The organism is Amycolatopsis eburnea, from assembly GCF_003937945.1.
GTDB lineage: Bacteria > Actinomycetota > Actinomycetes > Mycobacteriales > Pseudonocardiaceae > Amycolatopsis > Amycolatopsis eburnea.
In genome coordinates, this window is record NZ_RSEC01000039.1 from 138,935 (window position 1) to 160,283 (window position 21,349).

Annotated in this window: 22 protein-coding genes; 2 read left to right on the forward strand and 20 right to left on the reverse strand. The window is 71.6% G+C overall.

Annotated elements, in window-relative coordinates:
• Nucleotides 1-7 precede the first annotated feature (7 nt).
• Both EIY87_RS19595 and EIY87_RS19600 read left to right on the forward strand, forming a co-directional pair.
• The gene (locus tag EIY87_RS19595) at nucleotides 8-220 is read left to right on the forward strand and encodes a BldC family transcriptional regulator (RefSeq protein WP_003081896.1); all 213 of its coding nucleotides are present in this window, start codon (nucleotides 8-10) and stop codon (nucleotides 218-220) included.
• Between the two features lie 151 nt (nucleotides 221-371).
• The gene (locus EIY87_RS19600) at nucleotides 372-554 is read left to right on the forward strand and encodes a hypothetical protein (RefSeq protein WP_086865237.1); all 183 of its coding nucleotides are present in this window, start codon (nucleotides 372-374) and stop codon (nucleotides 552-554) included.
• A 32-nt stretch (nucleotides 555-586) separates the two neighbouring features.
• Here EIY87_RS19600 and EIY87_RS19605 read toward each other — a convergent pair whose 3' ends face one another.
• From EIY87_RS19605 to EIY87_RS19700, 20 genes are all read right to left on the reverse strand, one after another.
• A complete protein-coding gene (locus EIY87_RS19605; protein WP_125310216.1) occupies nucleotides 587-1,921 on the reverse strand; it encodes a MinD/ParA family ATP-binding protein in 1,335 nt (444 codons plus the stop codon).
• A gap of 77 nt (nucleotides 1,922-1,998) precedes the next feature.
• On the reverse strand, nucleotides 1,999-2,967 hold the full coding sequence (gene ccsB, locus EIY87_RS19610; RefSeq protein WP_125310218.1) for a c-type cytochrome biogenesis protein CcsB: 969 nt from the start codon (nucleotides 2,965-2,967) through the stop codon (nucleotides 1,999-2,001).
• Between the two features lie 3 nt (nucleotides 2,968-2,970).
• Nucleotides 2,971-4,566: a cytochrome c biogenesis protein ResB gene (gene resB, locus EIY87_RS19615; protein WP_125310220.1), complete on the reverse strand. Its 1,596-nt coding sequence runs from the start codon at nucleotides 4,564-4,566 to the stop codon at nucleotides 2,971-2,973.
• Nucleotides 4,563-5,336: a cytochrome c biogenesis CcdA family protein gene (locus tag EIY87_RS19620; RefSeq protein ID WP_125310222.1), complete on the reverse strand. Its 774-nt coding sequence runs from the start codon at nucleotides 5,334-5,336 to the stop codon at nucleotides 4,563-4,565. Before EIY87_RS19620 ends, resB begins: the two co-directional genes overlap by 4 nt.
• A gap of 209 nt (nucleotides 5,337-5,545) precedes the next feature.
• On the reverse strand, nucleotides 5,546-6,118 hold the full coding sequence (locus EIY87_RS19625; RefSeq protein ID WP_125310224.1) for a redoxin domain-containing protein: 573 nt from the start codon (nucleotides 6,116-6,118) through the stop codon (nucleotides 5,546-5,548).
• On the reverse strand, nucleotides 6,115-6,741 hold the full coding sequence (locus EIY87_RS19630; protein WP_125310226.1) for a histidine phosphatase family protein: 627 nt from the start codon (nucleotides 6,739-6,741) through the stop codon (nucleotides 6,115-6,117). Before EIY87_RS19630 ends, EIY87_RS19625 begins: the two co-directional genes overlap by 4 nt.
• Complete coding sequence (hemL, locus tag EIY87_RS19635; protein WP_125310228.1) at nucleotides 6,738-8,039, reverse strand: glutamate-1-semialdehyde 2,1-aminomutase; 1,302 nt, start codon at nucleotides 8,037-8,039, stop codon at nucleotides 6,738-6,740. The genes EIY87_RS19630 and hemL overlap by 4 nt, the downstream gene beginning before the upstream one ends.
• Nucleotides 8,040-8,058: 19 nt before the next feature.
• Nucleotides 8,059-8,565 carry a hypothetical protein gene (locus EIY87_RS19640; protein WP_125310230.1) on the reverse strand — a complete coding sequence of 169 codons (507 nt, stop codon included), beginning with the start codon at nucleotides 8,563-8,565 and terminating at the stop codon, nucleotides 8,059-8,061.
• A 9-nt stretch (nucleotides 8,566-8,574) separates the two neighbouring features.
• A complete protein-coding gene (locus EIY87_RS19645; RefSeq protein WP_125310232.1) occupies nucleotides 8,575-9,777 on the reverse strand; it encodes an ABC transporter permease in 1,203 nt (400 codons plus the stop codon).
• The gene (locus tag EIY87_RS19650; RefSeq protein WP_125310234.1) at nucleotides 9,774-10,478 is read right to left on the reverse strand and encodes an ABC transporter ATP-binding protein; all 705 of its coding nucleotides are present in this window, start codon (nucleotides 10,476-10,478) and stop codon (nucleotides 9,774-9,776) included. Before EIY87_RS19650 ends, EIY87_RS19645 begins: the two co-directional genes overlap by 4 nt.
• Nucleotides 10,475-11,770 (reverse strand): efflux RND transporter periplasmic adaptor subunit, encoded by a 1,296-nt coding sequence (locus EIY87_RS19655; protein ID WP_125310236.1) that lies wholly within the window; start codon nucleotides 11,768-11,770, stop codon nucleotides 10,475-10,477. The genes EIY87_RS19650 and EIY87_RS19655 overlap by 4 nt, the downstream gene beginning before the upstream one ends.
• Nucleotides 11,771-11,832: 62 nt before the next feature.
• Nucleotides 11,833-12,171: a hypothetical protein gene (locus EIY87_RS19660; RefSeq protein WP_125310238.1), complete on the reverse strand. Its 339-nt coding sequence runs from the start codon at nucleotides 12,169-12,171 to the stop codon at nucleotides 11,833-11,835.
• A gap of 13 nt (nucleotides 12,172-12,184) precedes the next feature.
• Nucleotides 12,185-12,631 (reverse strand): hypothetical protein, encoded by a 447-nt coding sequence (locus tag EIY87_RS19665; protein ID WP_125310240.1) that lies wholly within the window; start codon nucleotides 12,629-12,631, stop codon nucleotides 12,185-12,187.
• Nucleotides 12,628-13,164 carry a hypothetical protein gene (locus EIY87_RS19670; RefSeq protein WP_125310242.1) on the reverse strand — a complete coding sequence of 179 codons (537 nt, stop codon included), beginning with the start codon at nucleotides 13,162-13,164 and terminating at the stop codon, nucleotides 12,628-12,630. The genes EIY87_RS19665 and EIY87_RS19670 overlap by 4 nt, the downstream gene beginning before the upstream one ends.
• Before the next feature lie 18 nt (nucleotides 13,165-13,182).
• Entirely contained in the window at nucleotides 13,183-14,154 is a 972-nt protein-coding gene (gene hemB / locus EIY87_RS19675; protein WP_125310244.1) for a porphobilinogen synthase, read from the reverse strand.
• Between the two features lie 97 nt (nucleotides 14,155-14,251).
• Nucleotides 14,252-15,784 (reverse strand): bifunctional uroporphyrinogen-III C-methyltransferase/uroporphyrinogen-III synthase, encoded by a 1,533-nt coding sequence (locus EIY87_RS19680; RefSeq protein WP_125310247.1) that lies wholly within the window; start codon nucleotides 15,782-15,784, stop codon nucleotides 14,252-14,254.
• 76 nt (nucleotides 15,785-15,860) lie between these two features.
• On the reverse strand, nucleotides 15,861-16,790 hold the full coding sequence (gene hemC, locus EIY87_RS19685; RefSeq protein ID WP_125310328.1) for a hydroxymethylbilane synthase: 930 nt from the start codon (nucleotides 16,788-16,790) through the stop codon (nucleotides 15,861-15,863).
• 20 nt (nucleotides 16,791-16,810) lie between these two features.
• Nucleotides 16,811-18,118 carry a glutamyl-tRNA reductase gene (locus EIY87_RS19690; RefSeq protein WP_125310249.1) on the reverse strand — a complete coding sequence of 436 codons (1,308 nt, stop codon included), beginning with the start codon at nucleotides 18,116-18,118 and terminating at the stop codon, nucleotides 16,811-16,813.
• On the reverse strand, nucleotides 18,115-19,029 hold the full coding sequence (locus EIY87_RS19695; RefSeq protein ID WP_125310252.1) for a redox-sensing transcriptional repressor Rex: 915 nt from the start codon (nucleotides 19,027-19,029) through the stop codon (nucleotides 18,115-18,117). The genes EIY87_RS19690 and EIY87_RS19695 overlap by 4 nt, the downstream gene beginning before the upstream one ends.
• A 741-nt stretch (nucleotides 19,030-19,770) precedes the next feature.
• On the reverse strand, nucleotides 19,771-21,348 hold the full coding sequence (locus tag EIY87_RS19700) for a molybdopterin-dependent oxidoreductase (protein ID WP_125310255.1): 1,578 nt from the start codon (nucleotides 21,346-21,348) through the stop codon (nucleotides 19,771-19,773).
• Between the last annotated feature and the right edge of the window lies 1 nt (nucleotide 21,349).

The window sequence follows — 21,349 nt, forward strand, 5'->3', positions numbered from 1 at the left end:
GCGGAAAATGACCGCGACGATGGGCGGACGCCTGCTCACCCCAGGAGAGGTGGCAGCGCTGTTCCGGGTTGACCCCAAGACGGTGACGCGGTGGGCGACGGCGGGCCGCATCGGCTCCATCCGGACCCCGGGCGGGCACCGGCGGTTCCGGGAGTCCGAGGTGAACGAGCTCCTGGCCGAGCTGACCACCGACGCCAGCGAACCGGCGCGCAACGCCTGAACCAGCTCCGGCGCGGGGCCGTGTCGGGTACAGGGAAGCACCCCGTCCCGCGCGGCCCCTTTTCGTTCGCCGCGTCACCCGGGTGACGCCGCGGCAGCCGAAACCCGGCCGAAGAGGCTAACCTCGGGGGACCCACACGGAAGGATCCGGCATGCTCGCTCTGCTCGCGGCGGTCGGCGCGCTGGTCGTCGCCCTGCTCCTGTGGCGGTCGTTCGCCGGCCAGCGGATGGTGCCCTCGACCCCGCGCCGCGCCCCGCTCGCCCCGGACGACGACCCCGACTTCCTGCGCCAGCTGGCCGAACAGCAGCGCAAGCGCCGGGACGAAGAGGGCTGAGCGAGGCTTTCACGACCGGGTGGGCGAGCGGCTCAGCGGTAACCCTGCGAAAGCGGGGTCGCGAAGCCGTCGGCGACCGTCGCCGCCAGCTCCAGCAGCGCCAAGCGCGTGTCGCCGGTGAGCCGGTCCAGCTCGATCTCCGCGCCTTCCTCCAGGTGCGGGTCGAACGGCACCTTGCAGACCGCCCGGACCTTCGCGCCGAAGTGGGCCGACAGCTTGTCGAGGTCGACCGAGCCGCCCTTGGGGCGGACCGAGTTGATCACCGCGACCGAACGCTTGACCAGCTCGCCGTAGCCGTGGGCTTCGAGCCAGTCCAGCGTCGCCGAGGCGCTGCGGGCGCCGTCGACCGAGCCGGACGAGACCACCACCAGCGCGTCCGCGACGTCCAGGACGCCCTTCATCGCCGAGTGCATCAGTCCGGTGCCGCAGTCGGTGAGCACGATGTTGTAGAAGTGCTCCAGCAGGTTGACCGTCCGCCGGTAGTCGTCCTCGGAGAAGGCCTCGGAGACGGCCGGGTCCTGCTCGCTGGCGAGGATTTCCAGGCGGCTGGAGCCCTGGGACGTGTACGACCGGACGTCGCTGTAGCGCGTGATGCGGGCCGCGTCGCGCAGGAGGTGGCGGACCGTCGCCGTGGTCTCCAGCGGGAGCTTCTGCGACAGCGTGCCGCGGTCCGGGTTGGCGTCCACGGCGACCACCCGGTCACCGCGCAGGGAGGCGAACGTCGCGCCCAGCGTCGTCGTCACCGTGGTCTTGCCGACGCCGCCCTTCAGCGACAGCATCGCGATCTTGTAGCAGCCGCGCAGGGGCTGGTTGACGCGCGCGATCAGCTCGCGGCGGCGGGTGTCCGCCGGGCTCTCGCCCGGGTTGACCAGCTTGCCGCTGCCGACGTAGAGGGCCTTGCGCCAGCCGGACTGCGGGGGCCGCTTGACCTGCTTGACCAGGTGCGCCGTGGACAGGTCGTGGCCATGACCCGGGTGCTGCTGCGGCGGCGGCGCCGCGTGCCGCCCGCCCTGGGGCTGCGGCAAGCCGGACGGCTGCTGCGGGTACTGGGCCTGGGCGTACTGCTGCGCCGGGTCGCCGTACTGCGGCTGCAGCGGCGGCAGGTTCTGGTCGTAGCCGTACGGCTGCCCCTGGGGCACCTGGTGCGGCCCCGAGACGGCCGGGTTGACCTGGTGCGGGCCGGACGTCGCCGGGTTGGGCGGCGGCGGGACGGCCTGCGTGGGCTGCACGTCGTAGGCCCCGGACGTCTCCGGGTGCGGGTGGGAGTCCGTCCGATCCTCGGCGAACAGGCCCGGTTGCTGCGGGGCAGCGGCCGGTTCAGCCTGTTCGGGGTGGCCAGGAGCCGATTCTTCGCTGGGTCCGGTCACCGGTGTAAACCTCCGCGCACTCCGCCCGACATCGCACTCCCCCGGTCACGACGGTAGTCGGAGTCCTCGCGGGACGCTCAGCCCACCCCGGCGTAGGAGTGCAAGCCCGCCGTGACGAGGTTCACGAAGAACAGGTTGAAGATGATCGCGGCGAACCCGACGATGTTGATGGCCGCGGCCCGGGCCCCGCGCCAGCCCGCGGTCGCCCGCGAGTGCAGGTACGCCGCGTAGACCACCCAGGCGATGAACGCGACGGTCTCCTTGGGGTCCCAGCCCCAGAACCGGCCCCACGCCGACTCGGCCCAGACGGCGCCGCAGAGCACGCCGAAGGTGAACACCGGGAAGGCGAAGATGGTGGTCCGGTAGGCGATCCGGTCGAGGACGTCGGCCGCCGGCAGCTTCGAGGCGAACCGGGCGTACTTGGTCTCGTCCTTCTCGTAGGCCGCGCGGAACAGGTAGAGCACGCTCGCCACGCCCGGCACCAGGAACACGCCCGAGCCGATGATGGCCGCCGAGACGTGGATGACCAGCCAGTACGACTGCAGCGCGGGCTGGACCGGCGCCGCGATCGTGTACAGCAGCGTGCCGTTGATGAACATCAGGATCACGACGGGCAGCAGCAGGAAGCCGGTGAGGTGCCGGACCGGGAACTTCCACATCACGAGGATCCAGGTGACCACCGTGATGAAGGTGACCGCCATGCCGTACTCGTACATGTTGCCCCACGGCGCGCGGTGCACGGCGAGCCCGCGCAGCACGATCGCCGACAGCTGCAGCAGCGCGCCGAGCACGAGCAGCGACGCGCCCATCTTGCCGATCCGCTCGGGACGGCCGGACGTGCGCTGCTCGGCCTGGACCTCTTCGGTCGGCGGCCCGCCGGCGCCGACGAGCTCGCGCGCGCGGAGCTTCGCCCGCTCGGTGGCGAGCCTGCCCTTGGCGCCGAAGCCCTGCTCGATCAGCGTCATCATCAGCGCGACGACGTAGATCGCCGCGGCGGTGGTGTAGAGCCAGTCGCTGTAGGTCGACAGCGTCTCGTTGATCGGCATGCCTCAGCCCTTCTGACCACTGATCAGGCGTTCACTGATCCGGTGGAACTCTTCGCCGTACCCGGCCTGGTCGGTGCGGGCCAGCCCGGCGACCTCGATCACGGTACCCGGCTCGTCTTCGGTTCCCGGCTTCACCCGCACCCACAGCCGCCGCCGCTTGACCAGCAACGACGCGCCGAGACCGAGGAACATCGCGATGGCGAAGCCGAGCACGAACCCCTGCGTCGGGTCGTGGGAGACCTGCAGGGAAACCCAGTGGTTGACGCCGTCGAAGCGGACCTTCGTGCCGTCGTCGAGCTTGATCTCCTGGCCGACCTTGAGGTTCTCGCGGGCGACCTTCTTCAGCCTGCCGTCGTCCACCAGTGACTGGTCGATCTCGAACACCGACTGCCCGCGCCCGGCGTCGAGGCCGAGGTCGCCGCGCATGATGTCCACCGCCACGGACGGGTTGTTCAGCTCCGGCGCCGACGACGTCAGGACGTTGCCGTGCAGGAAGGCCGTCGGGGCGAACAGGCCGGTGATGGCCAGCTGCCGGGTCCGCCGCTGCACCTCGTCGGTGACGCCGGGCTGGTCGAACTTCGTCGCGCCCTCGGCGAGCATCGTGGTCGGGTCGACCGTGCGCCACTGGGTATTCTGGGTGCGCTGGGTGCCGTCCGGGAAGGTGACGGTGAACTGCGGCGAGTACCCCTGGCCGAGCAGGTAGACGCGGTCGCCCGCGGTCCGCAGCGGCGAGTTGACCTCGAGGCCGTACGGGCGCCAGGTGTTCGTTTCGAGGTCTTCGCCGGACTGGTACTGGATGTTCGCGTGGTAGTACTCCGGCTCGCCGGCCGGGGTGTAGCGCACGGTGAAGTCGTTCACCTTCACGCAGAACGGGTCGAGGTCGGTGCCGTCGACGCGCAGGCCGGCGTTGAAGGAGTCGTAGTTGTAGATGCCGGAGTTGCAGAAGCTGTCGCCGTCGGCCTGGACGATGACCTGGCCCTCGTAGCCGAACATCTTGCCCAGCGCGAAGAACACGATCAGGCCGAGCATGCTGAAGTGGAAGACGAGGTTGCCGGTCTCGCGCAGGAACCCGCGTTCGGCGGAGATCGTGCGGACGCCGTCGGCTTCCTCGCGCTCGATCCGGCGCCAGCCCGACAGGTGCTTGTGGACGGCCGCGATCTCGGCGGCGACGTCGGACTTGCCGCGGCCCAGCCGGTAGTGCGGCATCCGGGCCAGGTTGCGCGGGGTCAGCACCGGCTTGGCGCGCATCGCCTTGACGTACTCGAAGCTGCGCGGCGTCAGGCAGCCGACCAGCGAGATCATCAGCAGCAGGTAGATGGCCGAGAACCAGATGCTGGAGTAGACGTCGTAGAACTCGAGCTTGTCGAGCAGGGTGCCCCACCAGCCGTGCGCGCTGATGTACTCGTCGACCTTGGGGGCGTTGAGCTTCCGCTGCGGCAGGAGCGCGCCCGGCAGGGCGGCCAGCGCGAGCAGGAACAGCAGGACGAGCGCGGTGCGCATCGACGTCAGGCCGCGCCAGGTGTTGCGGATGAAGGCGAAGGTGCGCTTCGCGGGCGTCGGGCCCTGCGGGGTCTTGGGAGGCGCTTCGGTGGTCGTCACAGCGGCAGCTCCAGGTTGCCCGCGAGCTCGTTGCGGAGCCAGCCCATCAGGTCCCCCCAGACGCCGGTGACCAGCAGGATGCCGACGACCATCAGCAGCACGCCGCCGAAGACCTGCACCTGGCGGCCGTGGCGGCGCACCCAGTCGGTGGCGCGCACGGCCCAGCGCGCGCCGAGCGCGATGAGCAGGAACGGCAGCCCGAGGCCGAGGCAGTAGACGGCGATCAGCAGGTAGCCGCGGGCCTCGGCCCCGCCGGTGGCGCTGGCCAGCGTGGTGACGGCGGAGAGCGTCGGGCCGATGCAGGGCGTCCAGCCGAGCCCGAAGATCGCGCCGAGCAGCGGGGCGCCCCAGACCCCGCCGCGCGGGACGTGGTGCGAGCGGACCTCGCGCTGCAGGCCGGGGATCCAGCCGAGGAAGACCAGCGCCATGGCGATGGTCAGGACCCCGCCGATGCGCTGGAGGATGTCCTGGTTGAGCACGAGCGTGTCGGCCAGCCAGACGAGCGTGCCGAGGGTGGCGACGAACACGACGGTGAACCCGAGCACGAAGAGCAGCGCGGCGCCGAGCACGGCCCACCGGCCCTTCTTGCGCTCTTCGTCGGCGCTGACCGCGGGGGCGTCCGCCCCGACGAGCGCGGCGAGGTACGCGAGGTACCCCGGCACGAGCGGCACCACGCACGGCGAGGCGAAGGAGATGGTGCCGGCCAGCAGCGCGACGCCCGCGGCGAGCAGCAGCGGTCCGGAGATCGCCAGCTCGGTAACGGAGTTCACCCCGTTGAGGGTAGGGAGTGAGGTCCGGGTGAGAACGCCGGGGCCGCTTCACAGGACCTCGGTCACAGCAGTTCAGGACCTTGGTCCCGCCCGTACGGCTCGCACCGGAGCGCCCCAATGTGGCGTTCGGTGCGTCAGACGCACCCAATGTGGCGTTCGGTGCGCTGGACGCAACCAACGCCACATTGGGGCGCTTGGGGCGTAGCGGGTCAGGCCGCCTCGGCCTCCAGGCGCTGGGTCACCGGGAGGAGGTCCTGGGCCAGCACCGGACGCAGGAAGACCGCCGCCACTCGATGCTGTTTGTCCAGGACGATCGTCGACGGGATGATGTTGCGCGGGTAGCCGCTCAGCTTGAGCAGCACGCGGCCGTCCGGGTCGTAGATCGAGGGGTACGTCAGCTGCCGGTCGCGGACGAAGTCCTGGGCCACCTCGCGCGCGGGGTCGCGGACGTCGATGCCCACCACCTGGATGCCCGGGGCCTGGCGAGCCAGCGACTCCAGCTCCGGCACCTCCGTGCGGCACGGCCCGCACCACTGGCCCCACAGGTTGAGCACCACGACCTTGCCGGGGAAGTCCGCCAGCGACAGCTGCTTGCCCTCGTGCATCAGGTCGTCACCCGCCAGCACCGGCGCGGTCTGGCGCTGGGCGGTGTCGTAGGTGATGTCGACCTTGCCGCCCGGGGAGACGAAGCTGAAGCTGCTCCCCTGCACCACCGCGTCCTTGCCCGCGCTGCAGCCGGCCAGCGCCAGCACCGCCACGGCCCCGATGACCAGCCGCTTCATGCCCCGGTCACCTTCGGGTCGGTGGTCCCCGCCGGCTCGCTGTAGACGATCTCCCGCAGCGCGTCGCCGTCGAAGACCAGTGACGTCAGCGACGCCAGCGAGCACTGGCGGCGGCGGGGGTCGTGCCACAGCTTCTTGCCCTCGAGGAACCGCCGGAGCGTCCAGATCGGCAGCTGGTGCGACACGCAGAGAGCCTCGTGCCCCTCCGCCGCCTCGCGGGCCCGGTGGACCGCGCCGAGCATCCGGTGCGCGATTTCGAGGTACGGCTCGCCCCACGACGGCTTGAACGGGTTGACCAGCTTGGGCCAGTGGCGAGGCTCCCGCAGCGCGCCGTCGCCGACCGCCACCTGCAGGCCCTCGAACTGGTTGCCCGCTTCGATCAGGTCCTCGTCGGTCGCGATGTCGAGCCGGTGCGCCGCGGCGATCGGGCCCGCCGTCTCCTGCGCGCGCTGCAGCGGCGACGCGACGACGTACGCGAGGTCGTGGCCCGCGACGGCCTCGGCGACCGTCAGCGCCTGGCGCTGCCCGCGCTCGGACAGCCGGTAGCCCGGCAGCCGGCCGTAGAGGATCTTCTCCGGGTTGTGCACTTCGCCGTGCCGCAGCAGGTGGACGACGGTGGTCACTGGACGGCTCCGGCCGCCGCGCGCGCCGCCGCGGGCAGGGCCGCTTCGATCACCGAGAACGCTTCGTCGTCCATGGCCGCGTTGACGAACCAGGCCTCGTACGCGCTCGGGGGCGCGTACACGCCTCCGTCGAGCAACGCGTGGAAGAACGGCGGGAACCGCCACGTCTCGGATGCCTGCGCGCCCGCGTAGTCGCGTACCTGCTTCTCGCCGAAGAACACGCTCACCAGGTTGCCCGCGTACTGGACGTTGTGCGCAACCCCCGCTTCGCTCAGCGCTGCGTCGAAGAGCGAGCCGAGGCGCTTCGCGTTGGCGTCTAGAGCCGCGTAGACGGCGTCGTCGGCCGCGCGCAGCGTCGCCAGGCCCGTGGCGACCGCGACGGGGTTCCCCGACAGCGTCCCGGCCTGGTAGACCGGCCCACCCGGGGCGAGCTTGGCCATCACGTCGGCGCGGCCGCCGAAGGCCGCCGCCGGCAGGCCGCCGGACATCACCTTGCCGAACGTGTAGAGGTCGCCCGCCACGCCTTCGAGGCCGAACCAGCCCGCGCGCGAGACGCGGAACCCGGTCATCACCTCGTCCATGATGAGCAGCGCGCCGTGCTCGTGGGCGATGTCACGCAGGGCCGCGTTGAAGCCCTCGTCCGGCGCGACCGCGCCCATGTTGCCGGCCGCGGCCTCGGTGATCACCGCGGCGATCTCGCCCGGGTTGTCCGCAAAGGACTTCCGGACCGCGTCGAGGTCGTTGTACGGCAGCACCAGCGTGTCCGCGGCCTGGGCGCCGGTGACCCCCGGCGACGTCGGCAGCCCCAGCGTGGCGACGCCGGAGCCGGCCTGCGCGAGCAGCGCGTCGACGTGACCGTGGTAACACCCGGCGAACTTCACGATCTTCGAGCGGCCGGTGAACCCGCGGGCCAGCCGGATCGCGCTCATCGTGGCCTCGGTGCCCGAGTTGACCAGGCGCACCCGCTCGACCGGCCCGACCCGGCCGATGATCTCCTCGGCCAGCTCGACCTCGCCGATCGTCGGGGTGCCGAACGACAGCCCGGACGTCGCCGCCGCACGCGCCGCCTCGACGACCGCCGGGTGCGCGTGGCCGAGGATCATCGGGCCCCACGAGGAGACCAGGTCGACGTAGCGGTTGCCGTCGGCGTCCCACAGGTGCGGGCCTTCGCCGCGGACCATGAACCGCGGGGTGCCGCCGACGGAGTTGAACGCCCGGACCGGCGAGTTCACCCCACCCGGGATGGCCGCCTTCGCGCGTTCGAACCATGCCTTGGACTGCTCGGTTCCAGTGCTCACCCCTTCAGTCTCGCAAACGCTAGCGAGCAGCCTCTTGGGTGATGGCCTGGGCGGTGACCGAGCCGTCTTCGCCCGCCTGGCCCTGGACGACGACGGTCGAGCCCGGCTTGAGGTCGGACAGCTTGGCCTGCTGGGTCACGCCGACCGTGGTCGAGTCCGATGTGGACACCTTGACCTCGGTGCCCTGCGCGGTCTTGACGTACACCGTGGTGCCCTCGACGCGGTCGACCGTGCCCGTGGTGCCGCGGCCGCCGCGGAACCCACCGGCCTGCTGGCCGCCTTGGGTGCCTTGGGTGCCCTGCGTGGCGGCCGGGCGGGTGGGGGTCGACGAGGACGTCGAGCCGAACGCCGCGTGCGTCCAGGCGCCGCCGCCGAACGCGACCGCGAGGACGACGAGACCGGCCAGTACCAGCGTCGCGCGCGAGAACGGCTTGGCCGCCCGGCGCATCTCGGCGTTCAGGTCGCCGTCGACCGCCGGGGTCGCGACGATCTCCTCCGCGCTCGGCGGGGTCGTGGGGGAAGACATCGGAACTCCTTATTCGTGCCGCAGGGCGTCGATGGGCCGGAGCTTGGCGGCCCGGTTCGCCGGGAAGCTGCCGAAGAACAGCCCGATCAGGGCGGAGACCGCGAAGGCGAGCAGGATCGACGACGGCACCACGACGGGTTTGATCCCGGAGATGGTGAACCGGCTGCCGACCAGCCCGATCGCGACGCCGAGCAGCCCGCCGAACAGGCTGAGCATGGTCGCTTCGGCGAGGAACTGGCCGAGGATGGCCGCGCGCGGGGCGCCGATGGCCTTGCGGATGCCGATTTCGCGGATCCGCTCCGTCACCGTGACGAGCATGATGTTCGTGACCCCGATGCCGCCGACCAGCAGCGAGATCGCCGCGACCGCCGCCAGCAGCACGGTGAACGTCTCGGTCGCCGACGTCCGGGTCGCCAGGAGCTGCTCGGAGTTCTGGATCTGGTAGTCGGCGGTGCCGCCGAGCCGGATGCCGTGGCGGGCGTTGAGGATCGCGGTGATCTCGGACTGGGCCAGCGACACCGAGTCCGCGCTGGTGGCCTGGACCGCGATCTGGCTGAGGCTGCCGTACCCGGCCAGGGAGTTCTGGACGGCGGAGATCGGCGCGATGGCGACGTCGTCGGCGTTCTGCAGCCCGGTGCTGCCCTTCGCCTGCAGCACGCCGACCACGGTGAACTGGATGCTGTTGAGCAGCACGTTCTTGCCGACCGGGTCCGCCGTGCCGAAGATCGACTCCGCGGTCGTCGGGCCGAGCACGACGACCTTCCGCGCGGCCGTGACGTCCTCCGCGGTGAACAGTTGGCCCTGCGCGAGCTCGCGGTTGGTGGTCGTGAAGTACGCGGGTTCGGTGCCGGCGACGCTGGAGATGTCGTACGACGTCTGCCCGTAGGTCGCGGTCGCCGTGGTGTTCACCACCGGTGACGCGGCTTTGACGTCCGGCGCGCCGACGGGGTCGACGAGCGCGTGCGCGTCCTGGACGGTCAGCGGCCGCGCCGACGCGCCCTGCCCGCCGCCGCGCGCCGGGGAGACGTTGACCACGTTGGTGCCGAGGCCCTGGATGCTGGCCGCGATGGCCGCGGACGCGCCGTTGCCGACCGCGACGAGCAGGATCACCGCGGCGACGCCGATGGTGATGCCGAGCGTGGTGAGCGCCGAGCGCAGCTTGTTCGCGGTGAGCCCGCGGACCGCGAAGCGCAGGATTTCGAGGAGGTTCACGAGACCGCTCCGACCGCGCGGGTCACTTCGTCCGACACGATGAGCCCGTCGTCTACCCGCACTACGCGGTGCGCGTGCGCGGCGACCTCGTCCTCGTGCGTGATGACGACGATGGTGCGGCCGAGGGCGTTGAGCCGGTCGAACACGCCGAGGACGTCTTCGGTGCTGCGGCGGTCGAGGTTGCCGGTCGGCTCGTCGGCCAGCAGCATCGCCGGGCCGGTGACCAGCGCCCGCGCCACGGCGACGCGCTGGATCTGCCCGCCCGACAGCTCGCTCGGCAGGTGCTTGGCCCGGTCGGACAGGCCGACCATCTCCAGCGCCGCCAGCGCGCGCCGCCGCCGCTCCGACCGCTTCAGTCCACTGTAGACGAGCGGTAGCTCCACATTGGACAACGCCGACGTTCGCGGCACGAGGTTGAACGACTGGAAGATGAAGCCGATCTTCCGGTTGCGCAGCAACGCCAATTGCCGTTCGTTCAGCTTGCCGACGCCGAAGCCGTCGAGGAGGTACTGGCCGGACGTCGGGACGTCGAGGCAGCCCAGCATGTTCAGCAGCGTCGACTTCCCCGAGCCGGACGCACCCATGATGGCGACGTACTCGCCCGGCCAGACGGTCAGTTCGACGCCGCGCAGCGCGTGCACCGCCGTCTCGCCTTCGCCGTAGGTCTTGCGCAGCGCGGAAACCGCGATCACGGGCTTCACCCGCGGCCGCCGAATCCGCCGCCGGCGCCGGTGCCCGTCCCCGTGCCGCGCTGGCCGCCGCCGGGGAACCCGCCGGTCCCGCCGCCGGGGAAGCCACCGGTGCCGCCGGTCCCGGTGCCGGTCCGGCCGGTCCCAGTGGCCGCGGAGGCGCCGGTGAGCACGACGCTCTCGCCCTCGGTCAGCCCGGACGTGATCTGCACGGTCGACTCGCCGCGGATGCCGACCTGCACCTGGCGCGTCACGTTCTGGCCGTTCTCCTGCACGGTGACGACGTTGGTGTTCCCGGCGGTCGTCACGGCCGCGGCCGGCACGCTCAGCGCGTTGTCGGCGGAGGCGACGGTGATCACGACGCTCGCCGACTGGCCGGGCCGCAGCCCGTCCGGCGGTGCGGTCAGCGCGAGCTGGGCGCCGTAGGAGACGACACTGCCGCTCGTGGTCGGGGTCAGGTTGACGCTCGACACGGTGGCCTGGATCGGCTTGTCCGGCAGCGCGTTGAGCGTCACCGTGGCCTTCTGACCGGTCTTGACCTTGCTGACGTCGATCTCAGCGACCGAGGTGTTCACGACCAGGCCGGTCAGGTTGGTGATGGTGATGAAGCCGCTGCTGGAGCTGGAGCTGCTGCTCGACGCGGTGCTGTTCGACGAGCCCTGCCCGCCCTGGCCGCTGCCGCTGCTGCTGCTCGACGACTGGGAGCTGCCGGCCGAGCCGCTGGAGGACTGCTGGCCGACGGTGCCGTTGACGGCGGTGACCGTGCCGGCGCCGGGCGCGTAGAGCGTCGTGTTGTCGAGGGCTTCCTGCGCGGTCTGGACGTCCAGCTGGGCCTGGTCGAGCTTGGCCTGCGCCGACGTGACGCTGTTGGCCGCCGACTGCGTGCTGTTCTGGCCGTTCTGCCCGGTCGCCGGGGTGGCCTCGGCGTCCTCGGCGGTGTCCAGGTTGTCCTGGGCGACCGCGAGGTTCGCCTTCGCGACCTGGAGCTGTTTCGCCGCCTGCGTGCTGTCGACCGTCGCGAGCTTCTGACCGGCGCTGACGACGTCCCCGACCTTGACGTCGATCGAGGTGACCTTGCCGGCCGTCGCGAAGTTCGCCGCGCCGGTGTAGCTGCTGGCGAGGGTTCCGGCGGCGGAGATGGTCTCGGTGACCGTCGCGCGGCGCACCGGTGTGCTGCGCGTCTGCGCCTGCGCCGTGTTCGGTTCGGGGCTGAATGCCTGGTATATCCCGAAACCCGCTCCGGCCAGCAGTACGACCAGAGCACCGTTGATCACCCATGCCTTCGAGGCACGCACCCGCGTCATGCGGCAACCTTGGGACCGCCGCTTAGCAATTGACTGGGGGTTCCCTGTGCGGGAGCTGTGTATCAGTCCTTGCGCTTGAGCTGCCGCGCACGCATCGCGAGCAGCAGCTGACGCACCGCGTCGACCAGCAGCAGCGCGGCCACGGTCCCGAGCCCGATGGCGGCGGCGAGCGACCCGCCGAAGTACCGGTGCGACTCGAGCACGGCGCCGTCGTCGGTCCGCGTGACGACCGTGGCGGCACCGGACTGCCAGAGCGCGTAGGCCCCCCACCCGGCGGCCACGGCCAGCACGACTTCCACGACGGCGACGAGCAGCCGCCACGGCTGGTTCAGCCGTGCCTGCGGGCCGGGTTCTGCCGGCGGCCAGAGCTCGGCCCCGGTGGGCTGCGGAAGGTCGATCACAGCGGGGATTTTCTCATGCTTCCTTCCGTGTCGCCCGGACGAGCCGGTCGAGCGCGTCCCGCAGGGCCTCGACGTCCTTCGCCCACGCCAGCACCACGCTGCCGTCCGCGAGCTTCACCGGCAGCGAGTCGTACTTCCGCGGCACCGACCAGCCGCCGCCGAGGACGCGGGTCCCGACCGGGGCACCGACGTCCGTCACCGAGGCGAGCTGGTCCGCCGGGACCTTCTCGCGGCCCTGGCGCAGCTGCTTCGTCGTCACCTCGAGCGAGAGGAACCGGCGCCGCGCGTACACCCACGGCACCGTGATCGCGCACAGCCCCACGCCGACCAGCAGCCAGCCCACGACGTGCACCGGGCCGCCGGTGACCAGCTCGAACAGCGCGCCGAACACCGCGAACACCGGGCCCCACACGACGGCGCCCCAGCTCACGCCGGACTCGGCGTAGAGCCGGTCGCTCACGGCTTGCGGCCGGCCTTAGGGAAGTAGCCCGCCACCGACGGCAGGTACATCAGGACCAGCGCGATCACGAACAGCAGCACCGAAACCAGCGTCAGGTAGTTGATGATCGGCGCGATCGTCATGATCAGCAGCAGCATCACGATCGGCAGGATGGTCAGCACCGTCCGGGCCGAGCGCGTGCCTTCGCGGGCCTTGTACGCGAAGAGCAGGAACAGCAGCACGAACACGACCGCGCCGCCGAGCAGGTACCACAGCAGCGTCGTGACGCCGTCCGCGATCATCTGCGGCGTGTACTTCGGGTCGGTGGTCGCCTTCACGAACTGGTCGATGACGGCCGACTTGCTGCTCAGCAGCTGGACGTAGCTGAGGATGAGCACCACGCCACCGGCGAGCCACAGCCAGAACGACACGGCCACCGGACGCGGCGGCGTCGCCTTGGGCGCTTTCTGCCCCGGCAGCACCGGGTCCGGCGAGCGGCCCTTCTTGCGGCGTTCGTCGTCGGTCAGACCGGTGAGGTCCTCTTTGTCTTCCACGGCGTGGACTCTAACGGGTCAGTCCAGCCAGGCAGCGGCTTCCGCGGCCCAGTACGTGAGGATCATGTCGGCGCCCGCGCGGCGGATCGACGTGAGGACCTCGAGCACGGTCCGTTCGCGGTCCAGCCAGCCGTTCGCCGCGGCGGCTTCGACCATCGCGTACTCGCCCGAGATGTTGTACGCCGCCACCGGCACCGGGGAGATGTCCGCGGCCGCCTTGATCACGTCGAGGTAGGCGAGCGCCGGCTTGACCATGATCATGTCCGCGCCCTCGGCGAGGTCCAGCTCGATCTCGCGCAGCGCCTCACGGCCGTTGCCCGGGTCCTGCTGGTAGGTCTTGCGGTCGCCCTTGAGCTGCGAGTCGACGGCCTCGCGGAACGGGCCGTAGAACGCGCTGGCGTACTTCGCGGAGTAGGCGAGGATGGCCTTGTCGCTGTGGCCGACCTCGTCGAGCGCCCGGCGGATGACGCCGATCTGGCCGTCCATCATCCCGGACGGCCCGAGCACGTGCGCCCCGGCTTCGGCCTGCGCGACGGCCATCTCGGCGTAGATGCGCAGGGTGGCGTCGTTGTCGACCGCGCCGTCGGCGTCCAGGACGCCGCAGTGGCCGTGGTCGGTGAACTCGTCGAGGCAGGTGTCGGCCATCAGCACGGTGGCGTCGCCGAGTTCGTGCCGCAGGTCGCGCAGGGCGACGTTGAGGATGCCGTTTTCGTCGACGGCTCCGGTGCCTTCGGCGTCCCGCGTCTTCGGGATGCCGAACAGCATCAGCCCGCCGACCCCGGCGTTGACCGCGTCGACGGCGGCCTTCCGCAGCGTGTCGCGGGTGTGCTGGACGACGCCCGGCATGCTCGAGATCGGCCGTGGCGCGTCGAGGCCTTCGGCGACGAACATGGGGAGAATCAGCTGGCGTGGCCGCAGCGTCGTTTCGCCCACCAGCCTGCGCATGGCCGGGGTGGTGCGAAGCCTGCGGGGACGATGCTCAGGGAACACTCCTACCAAGGTACTCCCGCCCGTTCCCGAAAAGCCGTGAAGGCCTCCTTCCCGGTCATAAAAGCCGGTAAGGAGGCCTTCACGGACTACGCGAACCTCAGGAGCGGCGGGCCCGCTTCGCCTTGCGCGGCGGCGGCAGGGCGCCTTCGGCGCGCAGGCGAGCGGCGTGCTCGGCCAGCGCGTCCACCAGGTGCGGGACGTCCGCCTTCTCCGGCTGGACGTCGACCCGGAGCCCGAATTCCACCGCGGTTTCCGCGGTCTTCGGGCCGATGCACGCGACCAGCGTGCGGGTGTGCGGCTTGCCGGCGATGCCGACCAGGTTCCGCACGGTCGAAGACGAGGTGAAGCAGACCGCGTCGAAACCGCCGGTCTTGATCATCTCGCGGGTCTCGGCGGGCGGCGGGGCGGCCCGGACGGTCCGGTAGGCCGTCACGTCGTCGATCTCCCAGCCGCGCTCGCGCAGGCCGGCCGACAGGGTCTCGGTGGCGATGTCCGCCCGCGGCAGCAGCACGCGGTCGACCGGGTCGAGGACGTCGTCGTACGGCGGGAACTCGGCCAGCAGGCCCTCGGAGGACTGCTCGCCCGACGGGACCAGCTCCGGGATGATGCCGAACGAGCGCACCTTCGCCGCGGTCGACTCGCCGACGCAGGCGATCTTCACGCCGGAGAACGCGCGGGCGTCGAGCCCGAACTCCTCGAACTTCTCCCACACCGCGCGCACGGCGTTGGTGGAGGTGAAGACGATCCACTGGTAGCGGCCGTCGACCAGGCCCTTGACCGAGCGCTCCATCTGCGCCGGGCTGCGGGGCGGCTCGACCGAGATGGTCGGGACCTCGTGGGACGTCGCGCCGTGGCCGCGCAGGCGCTCGGCCATCTCGCCCGCCTGCTCCTTGGTGCGCGGCACCAGGACCTTCCAGCCGTACAGCGCGCGCGACTCCCACCACGACAGCTTCGAGCGCTGCCCGGCGGCCTGGCCGATCGTGACGATCAGCGGCCCGACGAGCTCGCCGGCGTCGTTGGCGACCTTCTCGAGCGTGGTGTCGAGGGTGCGCTGGGTGTTGATGGTGCCGTTCGCGGTGACCGCGACCGGGGTCGACGCCGGGAGGCCGTTGCCGGTCAGCGCCGACGCGGCCTCGGCCAGGTGCGCCGACGTCGCGTGCAGCACCAGCGGGCCGGGCGCGGCGGCCAGCGCCGCCCAGTCGACGTCGCCGCGGACGTCGACCTCGACGTGCGTGCCGCCGAGCGCGACACCCGCGTACGCCGGGACGGCCGCGCCCGGGGAGACGCCCGGGATGACGTCGAACACGGCGCTCGTGCGCGCGACGGCCTGGACCTCGGCCACCACGGCCGGGGTGGTCAGCGGGTCGCCCGCGACCAGCCGCAGCACCAGCCGGCCGGCCTTGGCTTCGGCGGTGAGGTCCTTGGCGACCTCGGCGGCCTCGCCGACGGCGGGCCGGACCTCGGCGCCTTCGGCGGCCATGGCCAGCACGGCCTGGGGCACGTCGGGGTCGGTCACCACGACCTCGGCCTTGGTCAGCAGCTCCTGGGCACGGACCGTGAGCAGGCCGGCGTCGCCGGGCCCGGAGCCCACGAACGCTACGCGCCCGGTGGTCTTTCGCGCGGGGGTCATTTCTCTCCTCTTGCGGCGGCCGTGCGCGATCGCACTGCCACAGGTCTCCTACGTCTTCGAAGCGCTCGCGAGAGCGCTACTGGGCGGGGCCGGAGAGGGCTCCGGCTCCGAGGTCCAGCAGCTCGGCGGCCAGGTCCTTGCCCAGCTGGGCGGCCTGGTCCTTGTCGGCCAGCGCGATGGCCCGGACCATGTCCACCGCGCCGTTCTCGCCCTCGGCCGCGGCGGTGCCGCGCAGCGAGATCCGTTCCACGACCTTGCCTTCGGCGTCGAGATCTTCGACGATCTCGGCGAGCGCGCCCACCGGCGCGCTGCACCCCGCCTCGAGCGCGGCCAGCAGGGCCCGCTCGGCCGTCACCGCGGCCCGCGTGCCCTCGTCGTCCAAAGTGGAGGTGAGCAGCTGCTCCAGTTCCACGTCGGCGGACCGGCACTCCACCGCCAGCGCGCCCTGTGCGGGCGCGGGCAGCATCTGGATCGGGTCGAGGGTCTCGGTGATCGCCTCGGCCAGTCCGACCCTGGCCAGTCCGGCACGCGCGAGCACCACGGCGTCGAGCTCGCCGTCGGTCACCTTGCGCATGCGGGTGTCGATATTGCCGCGAATCGGCACGATTTCCAAACCGAGACCCAGCGCGCGCAGCTGCGCGGTGCGCCGCGGCGAGCCGGTGCCCACCGTGGCCCCGGGCAGCAGCTCGCCCAGCGTGAGCCCGTCGCGCGCGATGAGCGCGTCCCGCGGGTCCTCGCGCGGCGGCACGGCGGCCAGGGTGATGCCCGGCTCCGGCGTGGTCGGCAGGTCCTTGTACGAGTGGACGATGACGTCGACTTCGTTGCGCAGCAAGGCTTCCCGCAACGCCGACGTGAAGACGCCGACCCCGATCGTGGGAATCGGCGCGGAAGACTGGTCACCGGGCGTGGTCACCTTGACGATCTCGACCTCGGCGCCGGTGGCGCGCAGGGCGTCGGCGACGGTCCCGGTCTGGGCGAGCGCGAGCTTGGAGCCGCGCGTGCCCATGCGAATGACTCTGGTCACTACTACTTCTTCTCTGCTGGGGGCTTCGGGCTCGCCACGGCGGCCGGTGCCTGCGGGTCGAGGCAGAACAGTTCGCGCAACGCGTTCGCGTAGTCGGTGTCGGCCGTCTCGGCGGCCAGCTGCTTGACCCGCACCGTCGGCGCGTGGAGCAGCTTGTCGACCACCCGGCGAACCGTGCGGCCGACCTCTTCGCGGACCCCGGCGTCGAGCTCCGGGAGCCGGTTGTCCAGCCGCAGCAGCTCGGCGTCGACGACCTCGGCCGCGCGCTTGCGCAACGCCGTCACGGTCGGGGTCACCTCGGCGCTGCGCTGCCCGGCGAGGTAGTCGCGGACCTCGTCGAGGACGATCCCGGTCGCCTTGGCGGTCTGGCGCTCGGTGGTCGGGGTGCCCGCTTCGCGCATCCGGCGCTGGATGGTGGCCAGGTCGACGACCCGGACGTCGGCCAGCTCGCCGACCGCCGGGTCGACGTCGCGCGGCAGGCCGAGGTCGCAGACGACGAGGGCGCGGCCACCGCGGGGCAGCACGTGCTCCGGCGTGAAGACGGCGTCCTGCGCGCCGGTGCAGCAGATCACGATGTCGGCGTCGCGAACGGCGTCGGCGACCCCGGACAGCGGGACCGCGCGGGCCGGCACGCCCTGCTCGGTGACGTTCGCGGCGAGCCGTCGCGCGCGGGCGTCGGTGCGGTTGGCGACGGTGATCTCGCCGATGCCCGCCTTGCGCAGCTGCGACGCGCTCAGCGCGCCCATCGAGCCGGCGCCGACGATGACGGCGTGCTTGCCGGTGACGTCCCCGGCCGCGGCGAGCGCTTCGGACACGACCGACGCGCCGAGCTGGTCGAGCCCGGTCTCGGTGTGGACGCGCTTGCCGACGCGCAGCGTGGTCTGGATCAGCTCGTGCAGCGTGCGGCCGACGGTGCCGGCCTCGCGCGCGGTGGCGTACGCGGACCGGATCTGGCCGAGGATCTGCGTCTCGCCGACGACCATCGAGTCGAGGCCCGAGGTGACCGAGAAGAGGTGCTCGACGGCGGCGCCGGCGTAGTGGACGTACAGGCTGTCGTAGAGCTCGGCGGGTTCCATCCCGGCCTGGCGGGCAAGCACGTCGGAGACGTCGTTGAGGCCGCCGTGGAAGGTCTCGACGACGGCGTAGACCTCGATCCGGTTGCACGTCGAGACGAGCATGACCTCGCTGACGTGCTGGGCCTGCTGCAGCTCGTCGAGCACCTTGCCGACCTCGGGCGCGGGGATCGCGGCGCGCTCGAGCGTGCTCAGCTCCGCACTCCGGTGCGAAAGACCGACCGCCAAAACGCTCATGAGCGCACCACCATTTCCCGTCCGCCGTCCGGACCCGAACCGTTCCGCCTGCCGTTCCCATTCTCGGACGGCGCACCGGGGGCGCGTAATCCGGAATTGCCCTGATCCGCGGCGGCGTCATCCGCGCGGCGGGCTACATGGAACGAGAGTATCTGCAGCTCGACGGCCAAATCCACTTTGCGGACCTCGATGTGAGCAGGAACCTGCAACACGACCGGGGCGAAGTTGAGGATGCACTGGACACCGCCCGCGACCAGCCGGTCACACACCGACTGCGCGGCGGTCGGCGGGGTGGCGATGACGCCGATGGAGATGCCGCGCTCGGCGCAGATCCGCGGGATGTCGTCCATGTGCGACACCGGGAGCCCGCCGACGGGCACGCCGATCAGGTCCGGGTCCAGGTCGAACAGGGCCTCGACCGGGAAGCCGCGCCCCGGGAAGCCGCCGTAGTTCGCCAGCGCGTGGCCCAGGTTGCCGATCCCGACCACGGCGACCTTGTGCTGCCGGGTCAGGCCGAGGATGCGCTCGATCTGGCTCACCAGGACGCTGACTTCGTAGCCGACGCCGCGGGTGCCGTACGAACCGAGGTAGGAGAGGTCCTTGCGCAGTTTCGCGGAATTCACGCCTGCGGCCTGCGACAGCTCTTCGCTCGACACCGTCGTGGCGCCCTGGTCGCGCAGACCGGACAGCACCCGCAGGTAGACGGCGAGCCGCGCGACGGCCGCTTCGGGGATCGACTTCGCCCGGACGGCCTCGGGAGCATCCCCGTTGCGCCCGTCGGCGTCGGCGGGTACGGCGGGCATCTCGGCGGTGGGGGCGTTGTCGGCGTCCGGTGCGGTCGAGCGGCGGGCCCGTCGCGGCGCCCGGCCCGGGGAGTCCGCCGCGTCGCGCCTCCCCCGCTGTGTCACCACGCCCGTAGTCTCCTGCCCGCTGTGCACCCGGCGGCCATCGCCACGGCCGTGCCGAACTGTGTCTTGACCCAGGACGCGGAGTCCGGTTCGATGCCGGACCGCCCGGGGGCGATGGCCCTACGGTAGACCACTTGTGAACGCACGCACAAAGTCACTGGTCGGAGGCGGTTCCCAGGGGCTGGAACCGGGCGCGCGATCATGACACGGCGTCAGAATCCTTGCCCGCCAGGCACTTCCGGCACTCGGCGAACCGGCGCCGGGACGACATGAACGAGTCGTTCACCTCGTCCGACGACAGGGTTCCGGCAAAGTCGCTTGCGTGGCCGTGCCACCGGTGTCGCTCAGGTGCGGGGCGGATCGCCCGGAACGGCCAGTTCGGCGACCGGAGTGGCCAACACACCGGAGACCCGCACGTGTTGGCCCTTCCGGTCGTTGTGTTGGCCGTTCCGGTCGGCATGTTGGCCGCTTCGGTCGGCGCGAACCCCGAAGTCGCACAGCATCGTCTGTGGAGATGAATGAGTCATTCAGGCGTCTCCGCCGGTCCCACCGGGCAGGCACTTCCGGCACTCAGCTCGCGTCGAGGCTCACCGAGTGCCGTCCTCACGACGCGGCGAGCGGCCCGTCGGACGCGCTGAACGGCTCGGGTCGCGCACCCCGGTGTCTTGAATGAGTCATTCAGGTCGTCGGAGGTCCTGAATGACTCATTCAAGACCTTTGGCACGCCGCCAGGGCCATGCGCACTCAGCTCGCGTCGAGGCTCACCGAGTGCCAGCCCGTCGCCCCGTCCGGGACCGGGTCCGCGCGGTTCTCCGTCTGCGTGTAGCCGTCCTGGTCCGTCGCCCGGACGAACGCCTGGTGCGTCCCCTTCGGCACGTCCAGCTCGGCCCACCACATGCGCCAGGTGTCCTTGCTCACCTCCGCCGACAGCGTCGCCAGCTGCCACGGGCCCTGGTCCAGCCGGACCTCGACCTTCGCGATGCCGGTGTGCTGGGCCCACGCCGTCCCCGCCAGGCGGACCTTGCCCGCCGGGACGCGGGCGAAGCCGGACGGGGTGTCGATGCGCGACTCGGTCTTGATCGGCGCCTGCTCGCCCCAGCCGCGGCTGAGCCAGTACGCCTGCCGGTCGCTCCACTTCGTGAACTCCAGCGACTGGACCCACTTCGTCGCCGACACGTACCCGTACAGCCCGGGGATCACGATCCGGGCCGGGAAGCCGTGCTCGACCGGGAGGGGTTCGCCGTTCATGCCGATCGCCAGCATCGCGCCGCGCTGGGGGTCGAGGGCGACGTTCGCGGGGGTGCCGCACGTCCAGCCGTCGACGCTGGTGGCGAACATCTGCTCCGCGCCCGCCTGCACGCCGGCTTCGTCGAGCAGGTCCACCAGGTCCACGCCGATCCAGCTGGCGTTGGAGATCAGCGGGCCGCCGACCTCGTTGGACACGCACGTCAGCGTCACCCGGCGTTCGACCAGCGGCCGGTTCCGGATGTCGGCGTAGGAGAACGTCACCTCGCGGTCGACCAGCCCGTGGATCTTCAGGCTCCAGTCCTCGGTCCGGATCTGCGGCACGACCAGCGCGGTGTCGATGCGGTAGAAGTCGCCGTTCGGCGTGATGAACGGCGGTGAGCCCAGCTTCGCGAAGTCGGCGTCCGCGGGCAGCGGCGGCGCGGTCCGCGCGGGCACCAGCGGGCCGACGGTGGCCCGGGAGTCCTCGGCGTTCGAGCTGGTCCCGGCCACTTGGCCGACCACCGCCGCGACCCCGGAACCCGCCACGACACCAACCCCGGCGCGCAGGAACTTCCGCCGCGACGCCCCGGATGCCGCACTTTCACGTGAAAGTGCGGCCCCCTGGTCGGCACTTTCACGTGAAAGTGCGAGCCGGTGCAGCGAGGTGAACGCGGCGAGGCCGGCGACCAGGGCCGCGATCGGCGCCAGCAGCGACACCTGACCGAGGTCGGAACGCGCGTACACCGCGGCGACCCCGGCGGCGCCGAGCAGGACGACCAGGATCTGCCCGGCCCGCGGCGTCCGGCGCGAAAGCTGCCCGGCCAGCAGCGCGAACAGCACCAGCACCACGGCCAGCCCGACCTTCAGCACCGGCTTGTCCCAGGTGCCCAGCGTCCGCTCGGCCCACTTCACGACGGCCGTCGGGCTGTGGTCGACCACGTAGTTCGCCACCGCGATGAACGGCGAAGCCGTGTACCCGACGAAGCCCGCGACCAGGTGCCCCACGCCGAGGGCGGCGGCCAGCGCGAGGACGCCGACCAGGGCCGCGACCGGCAGCGAAAGCCGCCGCGGCGGCGCGTCTTGCAGAGTGGTCACG